Source organism: Fibrobacter sp. (genome assembly GCF_045112255.1).
Taxonomy (GTDB): Bacteria; Fibrobacterota; Fibrobacteria; order Fibrobacterales; family Fibrobacteraceae; genus Fibrobacter.
In genome coordinates, this window is record NZ_JBGUHR010000003.1 from 1 (window position 1) to 18,705 (window position 18,705).

The following is an 18,705-nucleotide window of genomic DNA, read 5'->3' on the forward strand; positions in this document are numbered from 1 at the left end:
GGGCTGCTTGCAGACCGGCATAACCGAGTGAAGCCGCTGACGCCGTAGGCGTCAACTCCGAGCTGGGGCCCCGCCCGCATGACGTACATTCATATTTTTCAAAAAGAATTTTTGGCGAAGAGCCATTATTAATTCTTTTTTGATGTCCTTTTAATCTTGCGGGGGGCTTGCAATTTTTCTAAATTGCCCCGCGGAAATTTCAAAACAGGATATTGAGAATGAACTACAATCCTCTCGCTCAAGCTTTGAATGCAGAACTCTCCGCTAACGGTTGCTGCGTTCTTGACATGCTCTCTGAACAGGGCAAGGCCATTTTCTTCCCGCGCAAGGGTATTCTTGGCCAGGGTGCCGAAGCCAAGGGCTCCGACATCAATGCGACTATCGGTACAGCTCTCGAAGACGACGGTTCTCCGCTCGTTTTGGACTGCGTTCTCAAGTCCCTCAATCTCCCGAAGCAGTCCTTCCTCTATGCTCCGAGCTTCGGTAATCCGGACCTCCGCAAGGAATGGAAGGCCCAGGTCGTGAAGAAGAACCCGACGCTTGCTTCCAAGAACTTCAGCAATCCGGTCGTGACGGCCGCTTTGACGCACGCTATCAGCTGCGCCGGTTACATGTTCCTCGACGCTGGCGACGAAGTCATCATCCCGGACCTCTACTGGGACAACTACGAACTCGTGTTCGAAAACGCCCGTGGCGCAAAGATCAAGACTTTCAACACCTTCAAGAACGGTGGCTTTGACACGGAAGCCTTGAAGGCTGCCCTCGCTGCAAGCAAGTCCGATAAGAAGGTCGTTCTCCTCAACTTCCCGAACAACCCGACGGGTTACACTGCTACCGAAAAGGAAGCTGTCGAAATCGCAAAGATCCTCACGGAATGTGCCGCTGCCGGTAACAAGGTTGTCGCTCTCCTCGATGACGCTTACTTTGGACTCGTCTATGAAGAAGGCGTGACGAAGGAATCCCTCTTCGTGAAGCTCGTGGACGCTCACGAAAACCTCCTCGCCGTGAAGCTTGATGGCCCGACCAAGGAAGACTACGTTTGGGGCTTCCGCGTTGGCTTTATGTCCTTCGGTTTCAAGGGTGCAACTGAAGCCCAGCTCAAGGCTCTCGAAGACAAGGCTGCCGGTACGGTTCGTGGCAACATCTCTAACGCTCCGTCCATCAGCCAGAAGATTTTGCTCGCTGCTTACCAGAGCGCCGAATACGCTCAGCAGAAGGCTGAAAAGTATGCAACGCTCAAGAAGCGCTACGACATCATCAAGGAAGTTCTCGCTGCTCATCCGGAATACAAGGATGCCTTTGAACAGATGCCGTGCAACAGCGGTTACTTTATGTGCATCAAGCCGAAGGGCGTTGACGCCGAAGAACTTCGCCAGAAGCTCATCAAGGATTACAGCACGGGCACGATCATGCTTTCCGGCCTTATCCGCATTGCATTCAGCGCGGTCCCGACCGAAAAGCTCGGCAAGCTCTTCGAAAATATCTATAATTGCGTTGTAGCGATGAAAGCCTAACTGCGGCGATGCCGCGCAAAACGGAGGATTTATGTCCGATACAGCAATACTGAATTACGACGGAAAGAAGTATGAACTTCCCGTTGTAACTGGTACTGAAAACGAACATGGTCTTGATGTAAGCAAACTCCGCAAGGATACTGGATTGGTCACGCTGGACTACGGTTACCTCAATACCGGTAGTACTAAGAGTGCCATCACATACGTCAATGGCGAAAAGGGAATTTTGCGCTATCGCGGTTATTCCATCGAAGATCTCGCTGAAAAGGCGACGTTCCCGGAAACCGCATGGCTCCTGATTTACGGTGAACTCCCGAATCAGGAACAGTTGAGCCATTTCCGCACTCTCTTGACCGAAAACGCCTTATTGCACGAGAACTTGCTGCATTTCTTCCGTGAAATGCCGCCGGGAGCTCACCCGATGGGTATTCTCTCGTCCGTGGTGAATGCAGTTGGCCTTTTCACGCCTCGTTTTTACGACGACGAAAACATTGCAAGTGCATTTGAACTCACGACCGCTGGTCTTATTTCCAAGATCCGTACGATTGCCGCTTTTGCTTACAAGGCAAGCATCGGTGAACCGTTCGTGTACCCGGAAGCGGAACGCAGCTACTGCAGTAACTTCCTCAATATGATGTTCAGCAGTAAGGCTCGCCCGTACCACCCGGATCCGATCATGGAAAAGGCGCTCAACACGCTCCTCATTGTCCATGCGGACCACGAACAGAACTGCTCCACTTCGACCGTTCGAATGGTGGGTAGCTCTCAGGCTAACCTTTATGCAAGTATCTGCGCCGGCATTTGCGCCTTGTGGGGTCCGCTCCACGGTGGTGCAAACCAGGCTGTGCTCGAAACGCTTCTCCGCATCCAGCAGAGTGGCATGACGATTGAACAGGTGATGGCAAAGGCCAAGGACAAGAACGATCCGTTCCGTCTTTCTGGTTTTGGTCACCGCGTTTACAAGAGCTACGACCCGCGCGCCAAGGTGCTTAAGAAGCTCATGTACCAGGTCTTTGAACGCGAACACGTTCACGACCCGCTTTTGGATGTGGCTATCAAGCTCGAAGAAGCCGCCCTCAAGGACGATTACTTTGTCGAACGTAAGCTGTACCCGAATGTGGACTTCTACTCCGGCATTCTCTACCGCGCTATGGGCATCCCGACGAACATGCTTACGGTGATGTTCGCGATAGGCCGCTTGCCGGGCTGGATTGCACACTGGAAGGAAATGCACGACGATCCGCAGAGCAAGATTAACCGTCCGCGCCAGATTTACACCGGCAAGACGGAACGCGCTTGGATTGATCGCGACAAACGATAATGCTATTTGTCACCCCGGCCGCTGTGCCGGGGTCGCCTTTTAACTGCTCTCGGGATTAACCGAGAGCTTTTTGCTATTTAGATCACTTTGGGGCGGCCGGTACGCATGTTCATCAGTGTATCGACGATTTCGTTCCAGTGTTCGAGTGTGACCTTGCCGATGGCGGGGTCGTACATTATGCCCAGATTCTTTTCGATTTCATTGCGGCAGTAATCGAGCGACATGGCGTCACGGTAAATTCGCTTGCTCGTCATGGCATCTATCGAGTCTGCAATGGCTACTATGCGGGCACCTATCGGGATGCTTTCGCCCTTGAGACCTTCCGGGTAGCCGCGACCGTCGTAACGTTCATGGTGATGCAGCACAATCTGCACCAGTTCTTGTGTATAGTTTGATTGCATTAGAATCTTTGCGCCAATGACCGGATGTTGCTTGATGATTTCGAACTCTTCGTCGGTGAGCTTTTCAGGCTTTTCAAGGATGTAGTCGCTGATTCCCATTTTGCCAATATCGTGCAATTGCGCCGCATGCGTAATCAACGATATGGAACTTTCCGAAAGCCCTAAGGAGCGGGCAATCAGTTCCGAGAAAGCTTTCACTCGTTCGGAGTGGTTGGCTGTAAAGGGATCCTTTGCTTCCACGATTGAAATCAGGCAAGAAACTAGATCCCTGAGGCTCTGATTGTCGCTGTTTTTTACCGGCTTGTGGTAACGCACTTTGTCGCGGTACATGTTCAAGTCGGCTTCCATTTTCCAGTCACTAATGGACTTGCGCGTTCCAGAATCGTTATGCAGGCGACTTTTGCCCACCGCTATCGACAAATGGTACAGCGCCTTTTTGTTGTATTCCTTGATGTTATTCTGTAAAGCGGAATACAGGTGGAAATGCAAGTCCAGCGGAGCATGTGTGATTACTGCAAATTCATCGCCTCCGATTCTAAAACAGTTTCCGCTCGCGCCGTATGCTTTTTTGATGGCGTTGGCCGCAGCTTTGATCAGTTCGTCGCCTGCTTGGTGGCCAAAAGTGTCGTTTGCGTATTTGAGGCCGTTCACGTCCATCAAGAACATGGTCCATAAGTTCTTTTGGGAGCTTTCCTGGCTAATCGTTGATAAAAGCGAATCGAATGCGAGCCTGTTTTCAAGACCTGTCAAGCTGTCTGTCGTAGCGACATCTTGCAGGTGCTCGTTCATTATGCGTAATCTGCTGTTTATCTGTTCCAGTTCAAACGAGGTCTCGCGAATGAACGTGGCCATGCGGGCGGCAAGTGGCAAACGTGTGGTTCTTTTTGTGGGAATGATTTCGCTTTTGGCGTGTTCTCGTTTTGTGATCGGGCCTTCGCGCATCGATGCTATGACGAGCGTGATGTTATGCTGGTTCAAATGCCCTTTTTCGCGCAAAAATTCTCCATGGGAGAAAAATCCCGTGTTAGAGGCGATTCCCTTAAACGACGCAAGTTCAAAAGTTGGATCGTGTTGCGACCAGAAAGCCTTTCTTGCGGCGCAGGAAAATATGTGTAGGACTTCAGGGGCGAAATGTTCTGCGTTTTCGCTTTCTGCCTTGATTTTCTCAATGATCAACTGCGGCTCGCCATACGACAGGCGGACAATCGAGCCTTCGTCAATATCCGAAGACATGGTGAGCGACCCGTCCGGATTGCTCGCTCCTGCGGAACGCACGATGGAAATTCCGTTATGTTCGTAGAGCATCGGGAACTCAAGCGCATTGTAGAAGAAGTTCTTGTCGTTTTGGATGTTCAGGTATTTGTTGTACACTTCGTAAGCGGGGAGGCCGCTCAACTCGTAGAGGACGTTTCCTTGGGAACGGGTGACGTGGAAGTTGCGGCCGATGGGCTTCCAACCGCTGATCTTGCGTGATTCAACATGAAAATCCTTGCCGCCGTAGAACACGACTAAAAGGCCCGTCTTGCTATATCCACCTACTGAGGAAAATATACAGGAATTGGGGCTTGTGATGTCGGGGGAGCAGACGATGCCTCCAAAAATCTGGATGTCCGGAGCCAAGGCGTCAAGACCTTCGCAGAGAAGCGTCGTCGAAAACGGCGGTATGCAGTGGTAGATTTCGATGGCTTTTACCCAGGGGGTTCGCAGAGTCTCTTCTGAAATTTCCTGGGCGATGTCGCTGATAGATCTTTTGGAAAAGTCGTACTGATAAATTTGGAATTTTGTAGTCGGTCTTTCGATTATGATGGCGGATACTGAAATTTCACTGGCTTTTTCGCTGTCTGCTATGTTTCCGCTAGTGGAGCCTCCAAACCATGGCGCATTGGGGAAAACGCGTTCCAGGATACTCCAGACTGATTTTAGTTTTTTTGGATCCTGCACTTCGGAATGAATCTGGAAAAATACGGTTGGTGAACCGTTTTCCTTGCACCAGTTGCTAAACTGGGCTAGCTCCCTTTCAAAAGCGACAGCGTCGTTAAACGCGAAAATCCTATTTTTCATTTCGCTTTTCCCCTTCTTGTTACGCCTATGTGTAAACTGTCTTTAATAATATATCATTATCTAGACAAAAAGTGACTGGAAAAAATCGAAATGTGTGGATTTTGGGAGCTAGTTTTTATCAATCATTCGCTTGTACACCCACATTTGTGCTTCTAACGCTCCGATTGATTCCGCTGTTTTAGCGATAATTTCAATTATGTGAGTTGCGTTTAAGTCGATATGTGCAGAAAGAATTATATCTAGGAGGTCATCTATGGATGTAACACCAACATACATTCCTTTATTGGCGTATTTTTTACGGGCGTTGTCAAAGTATGTTGGAGGTTGTGATGCGAATGTTGATTGTCGTCCGGCAACAAACATTAAACTCTTTGCATGTGCCTTGTAAGCGGTTTCTGCGGCATGGTCAACATCGGAGGATGAAAACGGTTTGTCTTTCAATTCTGTTGCTATAAAAGGCAAATCATTTCGGAATACATCAAGATCGCTAAATTGTCTTTTGGATGATCCTGATTGGTTTACGGGATGGGCTGAAATTTTGTATTCGTCATCCGAATATTGCAAATGATAAAGAGCCGTCGTTACAATGACAAGAGCGGCTCCGCCAAATCCCTTATCCAGTAATTCGCTCATGAATTCACGAACGCGGAAAATGCTCATGTTTCTAGAATTTTCTTGAATTAAAGACTGCTGTAAATCGCGAGCTGCTTTTGCATCAAGTAACATTGAAACGATATAATCTACACATTTGCGAGCTTCAAGGCTATCTTGAACTTTGGGTAAATTGTCACATAGTCGTTCAAGAGCTCTTGTTGGATCTCCACCAGCGGCGGCGTTAGATTTATCCAAACGTAAAAAACGCCCTGGTTTATTTACCAAAGGATCACTATTGGCTCCGTCTAGTACATTTCCCAAAATGTTTTTCTGAAAAGGATAAACAACTTTTGATGCAAGTGATCTAGCGTCATATGCGCCAATCGATGTGTCGCCTGCTTGTAAAGACAAAATGTCAATTTTGGAATCAACAGCTTTAGCAAGCAAAGCGGTAAACATAATATAACGGTATGTCAAACAGTTCTTGCCGTTCATTACGAAATCAATAGTATCCTTGATGGGACAATTTACTATAGGCATGTTTGAACATGCTTTATATGATTCGTGAAGTAATTTTGTCGCTGCTGATTTGTCTATGTCAATGGCCATTAGTGTTATCCCCAATACGCATCATACACGGATTTTGCTACGGCTTCTGCAAAACGGCATGGGACCGCGTTTCCTATCTGTTTGTATTGCTTGGTCTTTCGGCCACTGAATTTATAGCCGGCAGGGAATGTTTGTATTGCAGCGCATTCTTTTACTGTTAATCTGCGGATTGTTGCAGGAATTTTGATTTTTGTGGGTTCCGCCTTTCCGTTGATTAAATCTGTATGGTATTGTTTGAACCAGTTGGGTATATTTGCGTTGTGTAATGCAATTTCATCAACAATAGGTGTCTTGTTCCCGCCCATAGATGCTGGAAGTGTTGGGGCGATGTCGTCCAAGTCAATTGGACGACCCGCACCATTGACTAACATTCCTGCGTAAGGAGAACGCCGCATAACAGGATTTTTTGCAAGGGATACATTTGCAGTACATGTTTGAGGATTATCTTTTTCTCCAAATCTCCCTGCGGATAAGATAACTTCACGAGCTGTTTGTGGTTTCGCTTTGTATGCGGTTAATTTTTTATAGAACTGATCTACGGCCCCGACATCTTTCCGGACGCCGATAAAGATGACACGATCTCGTTTTTCTGGAACACCGTATTCTGAAGTATGGTGAACTCTAAATGATACCTCGTAACCGAGATCTTCCCCTTTCTTTACAATACCTTTACGAACGTTTTCCCATTTGTCTAGCAAGCCAAGTGCGGCTACGTTTTCCATAACGAATACTTTAGGGTGCGTTTTTCCAACGGCTTCCATAAATAGCCATACCATTTGGGATCGCTCGTCGTTAGGATCCATTTTGCCTGCGACAGAAAAACCTTGACAAGGGGGGCCGCCAAAAAGAACATCAATATCGTTGAATTTGTCTAAATCAGTAATGTGGTCTTTTATATCACCTTCCACCATTATGTGAGATTTTGAAGGTCGGTTAAGTCGCCATGCTTCTGCTGCGTCATGGTCAAATTCGTTTGCAAAAACGGAGTTGAATCCGGCTAATTCAAAGCCGACATCTAAGCCTCCTGCTCCCGAAAACAAGCTGATTGCGGTCAATTCTTTGTCAATCTTTTGACTTTTTTTCATACCTTTTCAAATATAAAAAATAGAAATGTCAGTGCGTGTCACCCGCTCGAGGGGGAGGCTTCCCCCGTCTTATACCGAGACTTGACTGGATCCTTCGTCGCTAGCTCCTCAGGATGACGGGGTGCTATTGACCGATGACTAAAAACTAGCGGTCATTTTTTCACTTTTTTTTGTACAAGGGATGCCAAAAGGGCGTTTATAATTGTATTTTTCAAGCGGTACCGAATGATACCTTTAAATATGCACATTTGCAAAAAAGGTTAATACTATGCAAGTTGATTTGAAAAATGTCGATTGGAAGACTCTCCCCTTCGGTTACACTGATACCGATTACAATGTTCGCTGCTACTACCGCAATGGTGAATGGGGCAAGATTGAAGTATCTTCTTCCAAGGACATCAGCATCCACATGGCCGCTACTTGCTTGCATTACGGCCAGGAAGGTTTTGAAGGCCTCAAGGCTTACACGGGCAAGGACGGCAAGGTCCGTATTTTCCGCGTCGATGAAAACGCTAAGCGTATGCAGAATACGGCTAACCGTGTTTTGATGGCTGTTCCGCCGGTTGAACTTTTCCGCGAAATGGTCCACACTGTTGTGAAGTTGAACGCCCGCTTTGTTCCGCCGTATGGCTACGGTGCTACGCTCTATATCCGTCCGCTCCTCATTGGTATGAGCGCTGAAGTGGGTGTGAAGCCGGCTGACGAATACTTGCTTATGATGTTTGTTTGCCCGGTGGGTCCGTACTTCAAGGACGGGTTCAAGCCGGTGGACATGATGATCAGCCGCAACTACGACCGCGCTGCTCCGCAGGGTACGGGTACGGTGAAGGTCGGTGGCAACTACGCTGCTAGCCTCCAGTCTCTTGCTGAAGCCAAGAAGCTCGGTTACTCCAGCACGATTTACCTCGATGCAAAGGAAAAGAAGTATATCGACGAATGCGGTCCGGCAAACTTCTTCGGCATCAAGGGCAAGACCTACGTGACCCCGAAGTCCGAATCCATCTTGCCGTCTATTACGAATAAGAGCTTGCAGCAGTTGGCTGAATACCTCGGCTACACTGTGGAACGTCGCCAGGTTCCGTTCGAAGAACTTGCTGAATTCAGCGAAACGGCTGAATGCGGTACGGCTGCCGTGATTACCCCGATCAAGAAGATTGTGGATCCGGTCGCTGGCAAGGAATTCACTTACGGTGACGGCGTGAATCCAGGTCCGGTTTGCACTGAACTTTTCAACAAGTACACTGCAATCCAGTTCGGTGAAGCAGAAGATCCGTTCGGCTGGACTGAAGTTGTTGATCTTTAGTAGACGAGAGGCTTCGAGTCTCTTCTAGTTAAATTTCGAGAATCCCGTGGCGTGTGCTGCGGGATTTTTTTTGTTACATTATAGGTCCATTTTTAAAGGAGAAAATTATGCGTTTTTTCAAATCGACGAACGTCTTGCTTCTGTTGCTTTCGGTACTGTTGTTGGTGTCTACAGCAAATGCCGGTAAGAAAGGTCTTGGAACTCTTATCGGTGCTGGCGTTGGTGCTGTTACGGGTGCTGTTGCCGAAAAGAAAATTAAAGAAGCTATGGAAAAGGACACCTATACCGGAGATGGCTTTGTTCTTACGGAACAGGGGATACTCTTAAAGCTCGATGAAGGTGAAGTTTTCTTGAATATAAAGAAAATGACTGATTTGGAAATTCTGAAAGAAGTCATTAAAACGACAAACCGCGTTGACGTGACCAAAAAGGCGGAATGGGGCGATCTTCAAGGTCGTGTTCCTGTTTGTGCAGATGATTCGTCTTGCGCGACGATTATAGTTGATATTGCTAAGGAAAAGATTCTTTCTGTTCGCTTGGCATTTAGCGATGATCCTTCTGATACGTTTGATTTGATTGCCTATCAAGCAACAGAACCGGGAGTTGGAGCTTATGTTTGGAATTTTATCATAAACAATCCGATTCTTGTTGGTATTGTCTTATTTGGCTTGATTGGCTTTATTTGGGATCATAGACCGAGTAAAAAGAAAAAATCGGCTGAACAAAACGAAGCTGTTGCAGAAGCCTCTGCTGAGGTGGAAAATAAGGATAATAACGAACAGGTTTAAAATCGCTTTTTAGAATAGCAACAAAGCTCGAGCTTATCTCGGGCTTTTTGCTTAGATGCTTGCGGTGAATGCGCAGACTACTTGAACGTGAGGAACTTGTAGAGCATTTTCGCGGAGGAAACGGGCGTTTGCAAGAAGGCGCGCTTTTTGCAGCCGTGCTTTGCGAAGTTCTGGAGGACCTTGTAGAGTTCTGTCTGTTCTTCCTTGTTGACGTTCAGGAGGAACCTGCGGAACTTGTATTCAAAGTCGTGCATGCGACCGAAGTAATCGTAGCAGCGCCTTTCGTACGTCTTGAGGAATTGTTTGCTCAAGTTGCCGCATTCGAAGCCCTCGTGGACGGTCTGGGCACAGAACCGTCCGGCGCGCATGGCGGCCGCGATGCCGCCACCTGTAAGCGGGTTCGTGTGATGGGCGGCGTCGCCAACGAGGGCAAAGCGGTCTAGCGTGTAATCCTTGAGAACGCTCGAAACGGGGATCGCGCCTCCGACAACGTGATTGATTTTTGCACCTGGGAAGAGCTTGTACAGCCATTCCATCGTGATGTCAAGGACGTTTGATCCGTGATTGTTCGAAATCAAAAATCCGGCGCCGAAGTTCGTGACGTTGGATTTGACCTTCGGGAAACTCCAGATGTAACCGTCGTTGATAAAGTCGTGGCCTTGCCAGAACGTGAGATAGTCCGGCTTGGTGAGGATGCCTTGCACCTGGATGTCAACGCCTGTGCAGGTGAATCCGGGCTTTTGGAGGCAATCGAGTCCGACTTGGCGCCCGATGCGGCTTTCGACTCCGTCTGCGGCAATGACCATCTTGGCGCGGACTTCTTCAGTCGAATCTCCGGCGCCATCGCCGAGCTTCACGCGTACGAGGCGGGTCCCGCTTTCGACTTCTCCGACAAATTCTGCACGGGCGCGAGTGACGAGTTCAACGCCGTCGTTTGCGGCGAGGTGGGCGAGCCACGGGTCGAACTTTTCGCGGTTGAGCATGATGCCCGTGCCTTTCTGCGAAAGGTCGATATTCACACCGTTCGGGCCGTAAATATAAAGTCCGTTGATAATCGTTTCGATGCAGTCCTCGTCAATCGGGCCGTAAGTCTGCAAGTCCGCAAGCTTGGTACTTGCTTCGCCGCAACGCACGGGATAGCCGATCTTCTCGCGCTTTTCGAGAAGGAGAACCTTGTGGCCTGCACGGGAAAGATTCCTGGCGGCAACGCTTCCGCCGGGGCCTGCGCCAATGACGACGACATCATATTCGCTATTACAGAACATCGTTCAACTCCTGTATTTTGAGGGCGCCTGCGGGGCATGCTTTTGCGCAGAGACCGCACTTGATGCATTTTTCCTGATCAATTTGCAAATCTAGACCGTACATGTCTAGCGCCATCTTGGGGCAAACACCGACGCAGCCGGCGCATTCCAGGCAAACACCTCTATCGTGAACGAGAACTTTCATAAGCGAGAATATATAAAAATAGTTATTAGTTATTAGTTACTAGTTGCTAGAAAAAATCGTATTTCGTTAAATAATGAGAGCTTTAGATCCTTCGACTTCGCTCAGGATGACAATGAAAATAATGCCCGCTCGGAGGCGGGCATGACATCTTTCGTCTGTAGCCACATCGTGGCGTTCTTTCGTCTCTCGTCTGCTATTACTTCTGCATGATGTAGTAAGCGTTGAGCCAGGCATGGAGGCGTTCCCAGCCTTCGTCGTTTGCTTGCTCAATGGAGTTCGGGCCGAGCGAGAATACGGTCAGGTCTTCAAGCTTGTGGTTTCCGACGGTGAATCCCGGGAACAAGATGAAGGCGTTTTGCATTTCGCTGTCTTCAACGATCTTTCCGTCTATTGCGATCACGACGTGGTTCAATTTGAAAAACACCGCAAAATGGTGGCGCTTGCCGTCCAGAGCCTTGTGACAGAACGAATCCTTGATAACATAATAATTGGCTTTATTATTCTTGTAAGTCGTGTCAGAAGAGTATCTTTTGCAGAAGTTGACGCAGAGATCTTCGGGATTGTCTCCGGTTCTCATGCGGTAGACGACATCGTTCTCGTTGGATTTCAGGAAAATGGAATCGACGTTCTTGATGGTGCTTCCGTCTTCTTGAATCCAGAAACTAATGCCGAGGCTAGTGCTGTAACCGGCAATGTTGTCGTTGAAATCGTTCGTGGTGACGCGCAAGTTCTCTTTTGTCTCGGTGTAAGCCTTGGCGACTTGCATTGGGGGGAGGCTTGAATCGCTGGATGCGACTGTGAACTTGTATGTGCCGACATCGAAATTCGGGATGACGGTCAGGTAACCGTCATTGTTGCCTGAAACCTTGTAGAGTGCAAGCGTGTCGCCATCCTTGTTCAGGAGAATGGGATTTTTGATGTCCGTGCTGAGCGAAACAGGTACGATTACAGAATCGAGAGTTTTTTTGCCATTGAGCTTTTTGGCGGAGTTTAAGGCTTCTTCAGGTACGGTGATTGTGACCTGTGTTGAGGAAACCTCTAGCTTTTCTCCTGGTATAAAGTCCCACTTGACGTTCCGCGACACTGTGTCGTGGCTTGCACCCTTGATGAGCATGATGTTCGTGAATTCTGTAGGCGGGATTCCATAAAGCGTGATAGAACCGGCCTTGATATCCTTTTCGCTAACGGCACTCCAGTTGAGCGTACCCGTGATGCAGAGCGTGTCGCCCTTGTCAAGGTTGTACGTGCTGAGATCGAGTTCAAGGCTTGCATTCTCTTCGAGGCTCGTTTGCGGGAGATTCTTGGTGCTTGTCTTGTTGTCTTCGACAGTGAGCGTGATGTAGGCGGACTGCGTGTGTTCCGTGTTGCTGATCTGCAAGGCGTAGTCGCCAGCGGGGATGCTGTCTATTGTGTACTTGCCGTCTTCGTCTGTCGTGTCGGTCTTGATGGGGGCCATGCGGGCGGCAATGTGCGTTGCCGAAATCAGGTCCACCCTTGCGCTTGTAGCGGGTGTTCCGTTTTCGTTGATGATGATGCCTGCAATGGTCGTGCCGGATTCAGTTTCCGTGAGTACGCCGGCGTGGTTTTCGTCGGAGCAAGCCGAGAAAATCGATGCGAGGGCAAAAATCCCTGCTATATTAATAATCTTAAAGTTCATCATGCTTTAACCTCCGGATCGAGGTTAGAGAACAGGTGCAAGTTCATCTGGTAAACACCGCTTGCTTTTTCGTTATCTTCGCTGATGATGCGTCTTGCCTTGGCTTTGAAATCCTGGAGCTCGGATTCAAGCTTCTTGTAGGCGTTGTTCGAGATGCTGAACGTGAGTGTGCTCATGACGGTCGGCATCTTGGGGCGCGTGATGAGCGCCTGCTTCGAAAGTTCAAAACACTGTAGCTGGTACTGCTTGATGAGTTCTGCGTTGTTGTATGGACCACTGGAAATGGATTCCTTGGTCGGCTTCCAAAAACCAGCTTCGTTCTTGCGGGCGAGTCCTAGTTTTTCTAGAAGCGCAAGCGAGTCCTTGAGCTTCCCTAGTGGAATTTTCGGGAAGATTCTCTTTTGCACCGGTGTCAAGTCATCTGTAACGTCCATAGCATCAAGAATAGCAAACATTGCGCTATGGTACCAATGGTTATAGTATTCGTAGGTGTTCGAATCGAGGATATGTTGCGGATTGGGGTGCAGGTGCAACAGTTCTTCCATGGCGGCGCTGCGGGCGGTTTCGGTTTTTGCCTGGTCGAGCTTCACCATGGTCTCGAAGTACTTTGCTGCCTTCTTGTTGAGGCCGAGGACTTCGATAAACTTGGCTGTCATGCGGGGGCTGACCTTTTTCCCTCTGAGAACATCGGCAAAGTAGCTGCGCGTCTTGGGAAGGCCGAGCATATTACAGATTCCGGTACGGGTGAATTCCGGGTCGGACTGGACTCTGGCCGCCTGGTATTCTTCCAAGTACTTGCGGAAGTGCGTAAATTGGTAAATGTCGATATAGTTTTCCACGAGACTAATATAATATTTATGAGAACTAGGGTGAGAACATTTTTTGAGAAAATACCTGAAATGTGATATTTGGCAGAACGGCTCGATGGTTACAATTTTCTTACGTGGTTTGATTCGCTGTCACTGGATTCTTCACTCCACTTTGTTTCGTTCAGAATGACGCTTTGATAATCACATCTTTCCACCGACAAGTCTCTTTCAATCGCTTATATCTTGCTTCCCGCAGCTTACTTCCTACTATTAAATTTCTATCTTTAGGCGCGAATTTTATGAGGTAACTCCTATGGGTAATGAGGCAGAAAAGCCGAATATCATTACGTCCTCGCTTGACTTTTTGGTCAACTGGGGGCGTTCTAATTCACTGTGGCCGTTCCCTTACGGTACGGCTTGTTGTGCAATCGAATTCATGAGTACGGAAGTGGGTCGTTATGACCTTTCACGTATCGGTTCTGAATACGTGCGTTTTACGCCGCGTCAGTCCGATGTGCTGCTTGTTGCAGGTACAATCACTTATAAGCAGGCTCCGATTTTAAAGCGCATCTACGAACAGATGGCTGAACCTCGCTGGGTCATTGCCATGGGTGCATGCGCAAGCTCTGGCGGTTTCTATGACTGCTACTGCACGGTGCCCGGTATCGACCACATTATCCCGGTGGATGTGTATATCGGTGGTTGCCCTCCGCGTCCGGAAGCTTTCTTCGATGCCATGTTTGACTTGCAGAAGAAGGTCAAGGATGAATCCTTCATGAAGCAGCGCGCCGAAAGCATCAAGGACCAGCTTGAAATGATCAAGGCAAAGACTGCCGAAGCAAAGCGCGACATTGCCGCCTGTGCCCACGAAAAAATCGTGGACATCAAGGACTTCATGAAAGAAAAGCAAGAAAATCTTGTAAAGAAAGCCCAGTTCTGGAAGGAGTAGAAGAATGACTGTTGAAGAAATCTTCGCCGCCCTTGAAGGAAAGTTTGACGTCAAGCGCGAACCGCTCGACAAGTGGGGTATCACGGCAGTCGTTGCTGCTCCCTATCTGCATAACGTAGTCCAGTTCCTCAAGGAAGAAGCCGGCATCAAGTTCGATATGCTTGTGGACATTGCCGGTATCGACTACTTGACTTACCCGAATCACGAAGGCCCGCGCTTTGCGGTCTCCTATGCTTTCAAGAGCATGAAGAATCCGGGAACTCGCATCCGTCTTAAGGTGCTGGTGTCCGAAGAAAACCTCAAGGTCCCGACGATTAGCGACCTCTATGCCAATGCAAACTGGTACGAACGCGAAGTCTATGACCAGTTTGGCGTGATTTTCGAAGGTCATCCGGACCTCCGCCGCCTGTTGAACCACGTTGAATTTGTTGGCCATCCGCTCCGCAAGGATTACCCGGCCCAGAAGCGCCAGTGGCTCTCGACAAACGATTACCTGCTTCCGCAGTTGGAAATGCGCCTCGAAGAACTTGGTTACAAGGTCGTACAGCGCTCTAAGGAAGTGGAAACGAACGACAATGAATTTTTGGAAGGGAGTATCAAGGCATGATCGTACTAGATCCGAATGGCGAAAAGCTGAATTTGATGCCTCTGAACGTAGGTCCTAGCCACCCGGCGACACACGGATGCTTGCGCTTCTTGGCTGCAATGGATGGCGAAACCATCGTTGCCTCTGTCGAAGAAATCGGCTACCTGCACCGCGGGTTCGAAAAGATGGTCGAACGCGGCACTTGGCAGCAAGTTGTCCCGTACACGGACCGCTTGAACTACTGCTCTGCTATCATGAACAACATTGCGTTCTGCCGTGCAGTTGAAAACATGTTCGGTGTTGAAATCCCGGAACGTTCCAAGGTCCTTCGCGTGATCGTGAACGAACTTAGCCGTATCAACGACCACTTTGTGTGCGTCGCTGCTGCGTTCCAGGACTTGGGCGGTACGACTCCGTTCATGTACGCCTTCAACCCGCGTGAAGAAATCATGTGCATCTGGGAAAAGCTCACGGGTGCGCGCCTTACGAACAGCTTTGCCCGCATTGGCGGTCTTTACCGCGATAGTTACGTTGGCTTTGAACAGGACGTTCTCGCAGCCCTCAATTCTACCGAAAAGGCTTTGAAGGACTTGCATGCCTGCTTGGACAGAAACCGCATCTTCCTCGACCGTACGGTGGGTATCGGCAAGATTTCTGCTGAAAAGGCCATCAGCTACGGCTGGACGGGCCCCTGCCTCCGCGCTTCCGGTGTTGCCTCTGACCTCCGCAAGGACGAACCGTACTACGATTACGAAACCTACGACTGGGAAGTCGTGGTCGGCACTCAGGGCGACTGCAACGACCGTCTGCAGGTTCGTTTGGCTGAAATTGAAGAATCCGTGAAGATTGTGCGCCAGGCTTTGAAGCGCCTCGCTCCGGGTCCGGTCGATATCGTCGATCCGCGTATCCGCGTGCCGGCTCACAAGCTCGCTTACCAGGACATGGAAGGTCTTATCGGTCGCTTCAAGAGCGTTTACGAAGGCATCCGCGTTCCGGAAGGTGAATACTACTGCGGTTCCGAATGCGCTAACGGTGAACTTGGCTTCACGATTATTTCTGACGGCTCTGGCCATCCGTACCGCATCAAGGTGCGTCCGCCTTGCCTTACGCAGTTTGCTGCATTCCATGAACTCGTCGAAGGCGGTCTCTTGGCTGACTCCATGGCCGTGCTTTCGGGTCTCAACATTATTGCTGGAGAACTTGACCGATGAGAGAACATATTACTGGCGCTGTCCAATTTGCCTCGAACAATCATTTGAAGTTCGACCGTCCGGCACAGCCGATTGATGCATTGCCGGATCCGGGCCAGAAGTTTGGCTATGTGAACAAGCCCGTGCCGCAGCCGCCTACGGCTGAAGTGCTCGCCAAGCTCAACACTCCTGAAATCAAGGAACGCTGCGCTGATTTGCTCAGCCGTTATCCGGTCGGTCAGGCGGCACTTCTCGAAGTGCTTTGGCTTGTGCAGGGCGTGTTTGGCTGGGTGCCGCGCGAAGGTATCCGCTGGGCCGCTAACGTCTGCGGTTGCGCTCCGGCTCATGCTCTTGGCGTTGCTACGTTCTACACAATGTACAACCATGCTCCGAAGGGCAAGTTCCTCTTGCAGTTCTGCCGTAACATCAGCTGCACGATCAAGGGCGCTCCGAGCCTTATCGCTTATGTGGAAAAGGCTTTGAACATCAAGACCGGCGAAACGACTCCGGACGGCCTCTTCACGGTCCTCCAGGTGGAATGCCTTGGTTCTTGCGGTAACGGCCCGATGATGCTCGTGAACGACGACTTCGCAACGGATGCCGATGGCGAAGTGCTCACGATGAAGCCGGGTACAAAGCTTACGACCGACAGCATCGACCGCATTCTCAAGTGGTGCTATGCCCATGAAAACAACATCCCGAAGCACGATGTGCTCGGCGGTACGGTCAAGGGCCACTGCGGTCATCCGGGCGCTCCGGGTGCTATTGCAAAGCCGCAGGTGGCTGACTACGCTCCTCCTTCTCCGGTTTTGAATGTCAAGTCCGAAGCTGACGAAACGGGCGCTACCCTCACTTGGAAGGGCGCTCCGGAATTCACGAAGATTGTCGTTGAAAAGAAGAACGGCAACGACTGGGTCGCCGTGGGCGAGCCGGGCGTGAAGGACAAGGCTTTTGTGGACCCGAACGGAAAGGTCGGCGACGAATACCGTATGATTGCGACCTCCGGTGAACGTGTTGCTAAACCCTCGGCTGTTGCTGTGACTAAGCAGAAGCCCGCACCGGAACAAAAGGCGGTTTAATTATGGCTGAATGTGTAAAAGTTTGTACGCAGAACTTTGGCAAGGGCGCCCAGGACATCGAAGTCTATAAGAAGCTGGGTGGCTACTCCAACATTTCTGAACGCTTGTTCAACATGAGCCAGTTTGAGCTCATCGATTACGTGCAACGTTCTAACCTCCGCGGACGCGGTGGTGCTGGCTTCCCGACAGGCATGAAGTGGAGCTTTGTGCCGCGTGGTACGGGCAAGCCGGTTTACATTGTCGTAAACGCTGACGAAGGCGAAGGCGGTACCTTTAAGGACCACTTCCTCATGCTCGAAGATCCGCATCGCTTGATCGAAGGCCTTATCATCGCTGCTTGGGCACTTGGCTCTCGCGCGGCCTACATCTACTGCCGTGGCGAATTCCTCCCGTGCATCGAAGCCTTGAACAAGGCTTTGAACCAGGCTTATGCTGCAGGTTACCTCGGTGAAAACATTTGCGGCACGAAGTTCAGCTTTGATATCTTTGTGCATCGCGGTGCTGGCGCCTACATTTGCGGTGAAGAAACTGCTCTTATTAACTCTCTTGAAGGCCAGAAGGGCCAACCGCGCCTTAAGCCGCCGTTCCCGGCTGTTTGCGGTGCCTGGAAATCCCCGACCTGCGTGAACAACGTCGAAACCATCATGTCGCTTCCGTGGATTTTGAGCCACGACCCGAGCGACTACGCCAAGATGGGTACGCCGCGCGCCGGTGGTACGAAGGTGTTCTGCATTTCCGGTGACGTGAAGAATCCGGGCGTGTATGAAGCTCCTCTCGGCACTCCGATGATGACTATGATTAACGATTACGCCGGTGGCGTTGTGGGTGGCAAGCTCAAGGCTGTGCTCCCGGGCGGTTCCTCTTGCGCTCCGCTTACTGCAGAAGAAGCTGCAGTCGCCACGATGGACTACGAATGTCTCGCCTCGATGAAGACGATGTTCGGTTCTGGCGCTATGATCGTGATTAACGATACGCACAACATGGTTGACCTCCTGAATTGCCTCGGCAACTTCTACAGCCACGAATCTTGCGGTCAGTGCACTCCGTGCCGTGAAGGTACAGGCCTCTTGCACCGCATCTTGAACCAGATGGTGGCTCACAACGGTCACGATGGCGATGTGGAACTGATGCAGAGCCTTTCTAGCGGATTTGGCGGCGTGACGATTTGCCCGCTCTCCATTTCTTTGGGTGGCCCGGTCTCGAGCTACACTGCAAAGTTCCGTGCGGACTTTGACGAATATATCGCTAAGAACCCCGAACACGCAAAACCGCGTATTCAAGAAACAAGTCGTCCTGGAATTTTCTGGTAA

Annotated in this window: 16 protein-coding genes; 9 read left to right on the forward strand and 7 right to left on the reverse strand. The window is 49.9% G+C overall.

Features of this window, described 5'->3' with window-relative positions:
* Nucleotides 1-218: 218 nt before the first annotated feature.
* Together ACJMM9_RS00110 and ACJMM9_RS00115 are read left to right on the forward strand one after the other, a co-directional pair.
* Nucleotides 219-1,514 carry an aminotransferase class I/II-fold pyridoxal phosphate-dependent enzyme gene (locus ACJMM9_RS00110; RefSeq protein WP_405322716.1) on the forward strand — a complete coding sequence of 432 codons (1,296 nt, stop codon included), beginning with the start codon at nt 219-221 and terminating at the stop codon, nt 1,512-1,514.
* A 31-nt stretch (nt 1,515-1,545) separates the two neighbouring features.
* A complete protein-coding gene (locus ACJMM9_RS00115) occupies nt 1,546-2,835 on the forward strand; it encodes a citrate synthase (RefSeq protein ID WP_085492011.1) in 1,290 nt (429 codons plus the stop codon).
* A gap of 77 nt (nt 2,836-2,912) precedes the next feature.
* On the opposite strand, the gene ACJMM9_RS00120 is transcribed toward ACJMM9_RS00115, so the two are convergent.
* From ACJMM9_RS00120 to ACJMM9_RS00130, 3 genes are all read right to left on the reverse strand, one after another.
* Nucleotides 2,913-5,297, reverse strand: a complete 2,385-nt coding sequence (locus tag ACJMM9_RS00120; protein ID WP_405322718.1) for an HD domain-containing phosphohydrolase — start codon at nt 5,295-5,297, stop codon at nt 2,913-2,915.
* Between the two features lie 108 nt (nt 5,298-5,405).
* Nucleotides 5,406-6,500: a restriction endonuclease, SacI family gene (locus tag ACJMM9_RS00125; RefSeq protein WP_405322719.1), complete on the reverse strand. Its 1,095-nt coding sequence runs from the start codon at nt 6,498-6,500 to the stop codon at nt 5,406-5,408.
* A gap of 5 nt (nt 6,501-6,505) precedes the next feature.
* On the reverse strand, nt 6,506-7,585 hold the full coding sequence (locus tag ACJMM9_RS00130) for a DNA cytosine methyltransferase (protein WP_405322721.1): 1,080 nt from the start codon (nt 7,583-7,585) through the stop codon (nt 6,506-6,508).
* 238 nt (nt 7,586-7,823) lie between these two features.
* Between ACJMM9_RS00130 and ACJMM9_RS00135 the strand changes: the two genes are divergently transcribed.
* Both ACJMM9_RS00135 and ACJMM9_RS00140 read left to right on the forward strand, forming a co-directional pair.
* Entirely contained in the window at nt 7,824-8,888 is a 1,065-nt protein-coding gene (locus ACJMM9_RS00135) for a branched-chain amino acid aminotransferase (RefSeq protein ID WP_405322868.1), read from the forward strand.
* A 107-nt stretch (nt 8,889-8,995) separates the two neighbouring features.
* Complete coding sequence (locus ACJMM9_RS00140; protein ID WP_405322723.1) at nt 8,996-9,676, forward strand: hypothetical protein; 681 nt, start codon at nt 8,996-8,998, stop codon at nt 9,674-9,676.
* A gap of 77 nt (nt 9,677-9,753) precedes the next feature.
* Here the strand turns inward: ACJMM9_RS00140 and ACJMM9_RS00145 are convergent, their stop codons facing one another.
* The 4 genes from ACJMM9_RS00145 to ACJMM9_RS00160 form a co-directional block, all read right to left on the reverse strand.
* On the reverse strand, nt 9,754-10,941 hold the full coding sequence (locus ACJMM9_RS00145; RefSeq protein WP_405322725.1) for an NAD(P)/FAD-dependent oxidoreductase: 1,188 nt from the start codon (nt 10,939-10,941) through the stop codon (nt 9,754-9,756).
* Complete coding sequence (locus ACJMM9_RS00150) at nt 10,931-11,125, reverse strand: 4Fe-4S binding protein (RefSeq protein ID WP_088639062.1); 195 nt, start codon at nt 11,123-11,125, stop codon at nt 10,931-10,933. The genes ACJMM9_RS00145 and ACJMM9_RS00150 overlap by 11 nt, the downstream gene beginning before the upstream one ends.
* A gap of 196 nt (nt 11,126-11,321) precedes the next feature.
* Nucleotides 11,322-12,785, reverse strand: coding sequence for a carboxypeptidase-like regulatory domain-containing protein (locus tag ACJMM9_RS00155; protein WP_405322727.1), 1,464 nt, complete (start codon nt 12,783-12,785; stop codon nt 11,322-11,324).
* Nucleotides 12,782-13,621 (reverse strand): TIGR02147 family protein, encoded by an 840-nt coding sequence (locus ACJMM9_RS00160; RefSeq protein ID WP_405322729.1) that lies wholly within the window; start codon nt 13,619-13,621, stop codon nt 12,782-12,784. The genes ACJMM9_RS00155 and ACJMM9_RS00160 overlap by 4 nt, the downstream gene beginning before the upstream one ends.
* Nucleotides 13,622-13,904: 283 nt before the next feature.
* Between ACJMM9_RS00160 and ACJMM9_RS00165 the strand changes: the two genes are divergently transcribed.
* The 5 genes from ACJMM9_RS00165 to nuoF are packed head-to-tail and all read left to right on the forward strand — an operon-like array spanning nt 13,905 to nt 18,705.
* Nucleotides 13,905-14,540 (forward strand): NADH-quinone oxidoreductase subunit B, encoded by a 636-nt coding sequence (locus tag ACJMM9_RS00165; RefSeq protein ID WP_088639065.1) that lies wholly within the window; start codon nt 13,905-13,907, stop codon nt 14,538-14,540.
* Nucleotides 14,541-14,544: 4 nt separating this feature from the next.
* A complete protein-coding gene (locus ACJMM9_RS00170) occupies nt 14,545-15,147 on the forward strand; it encodes an NADH-quinone oxidoreductase subunit C (RefSeq protein WP_405322731.1) in 603 nt (200 codons plus the stop codon).
* The gene (locus ACJMM9_RS00175) at nt 15,144-16,337 is read left to right on the forward strand and encodes an NADH-quinone oxidoreductase subunit D (RefSeq protein WP_405322733.1); all 1,194 of its coding nucleotides are present in this window, start codon (nt 15,144-15,146) and stop codon (nt 16,335-16,337) included. The genes ACJMM9_RS00170 and ACJMM9_RS00175 overlap by 4 nt, the downstream gene beginning before the upstream one ends.
* Nucleotides 16,334-17,395, forward strand: coding sequence for an NAD(P)H-dependent oxidoreductase subunit E (locus tag ACJMM9_RS00180; protein WP_405322735.1), 1,062 nt, complete (start codon nt 16,334-16,336; stop codon nt 17,393-17,395). The genes ACJMM9_RS00175 and ACJMM9_RS00180 overlap by 4 nt, the downstream gene beginning before the upstream one ends.
* Before the next feature lie 2 nt (nt 17,396-17,397).
* A complete protein-coding gene (gene nuoF / locus ACJMM9_RS00185; protein WP_405322737.1) occupies nt 17,398-18,705 on the forward strand; it encodes an NADH-quinone oxidoreductase subunit NuoF in 1,308 nt (435 codons plus the stop codon).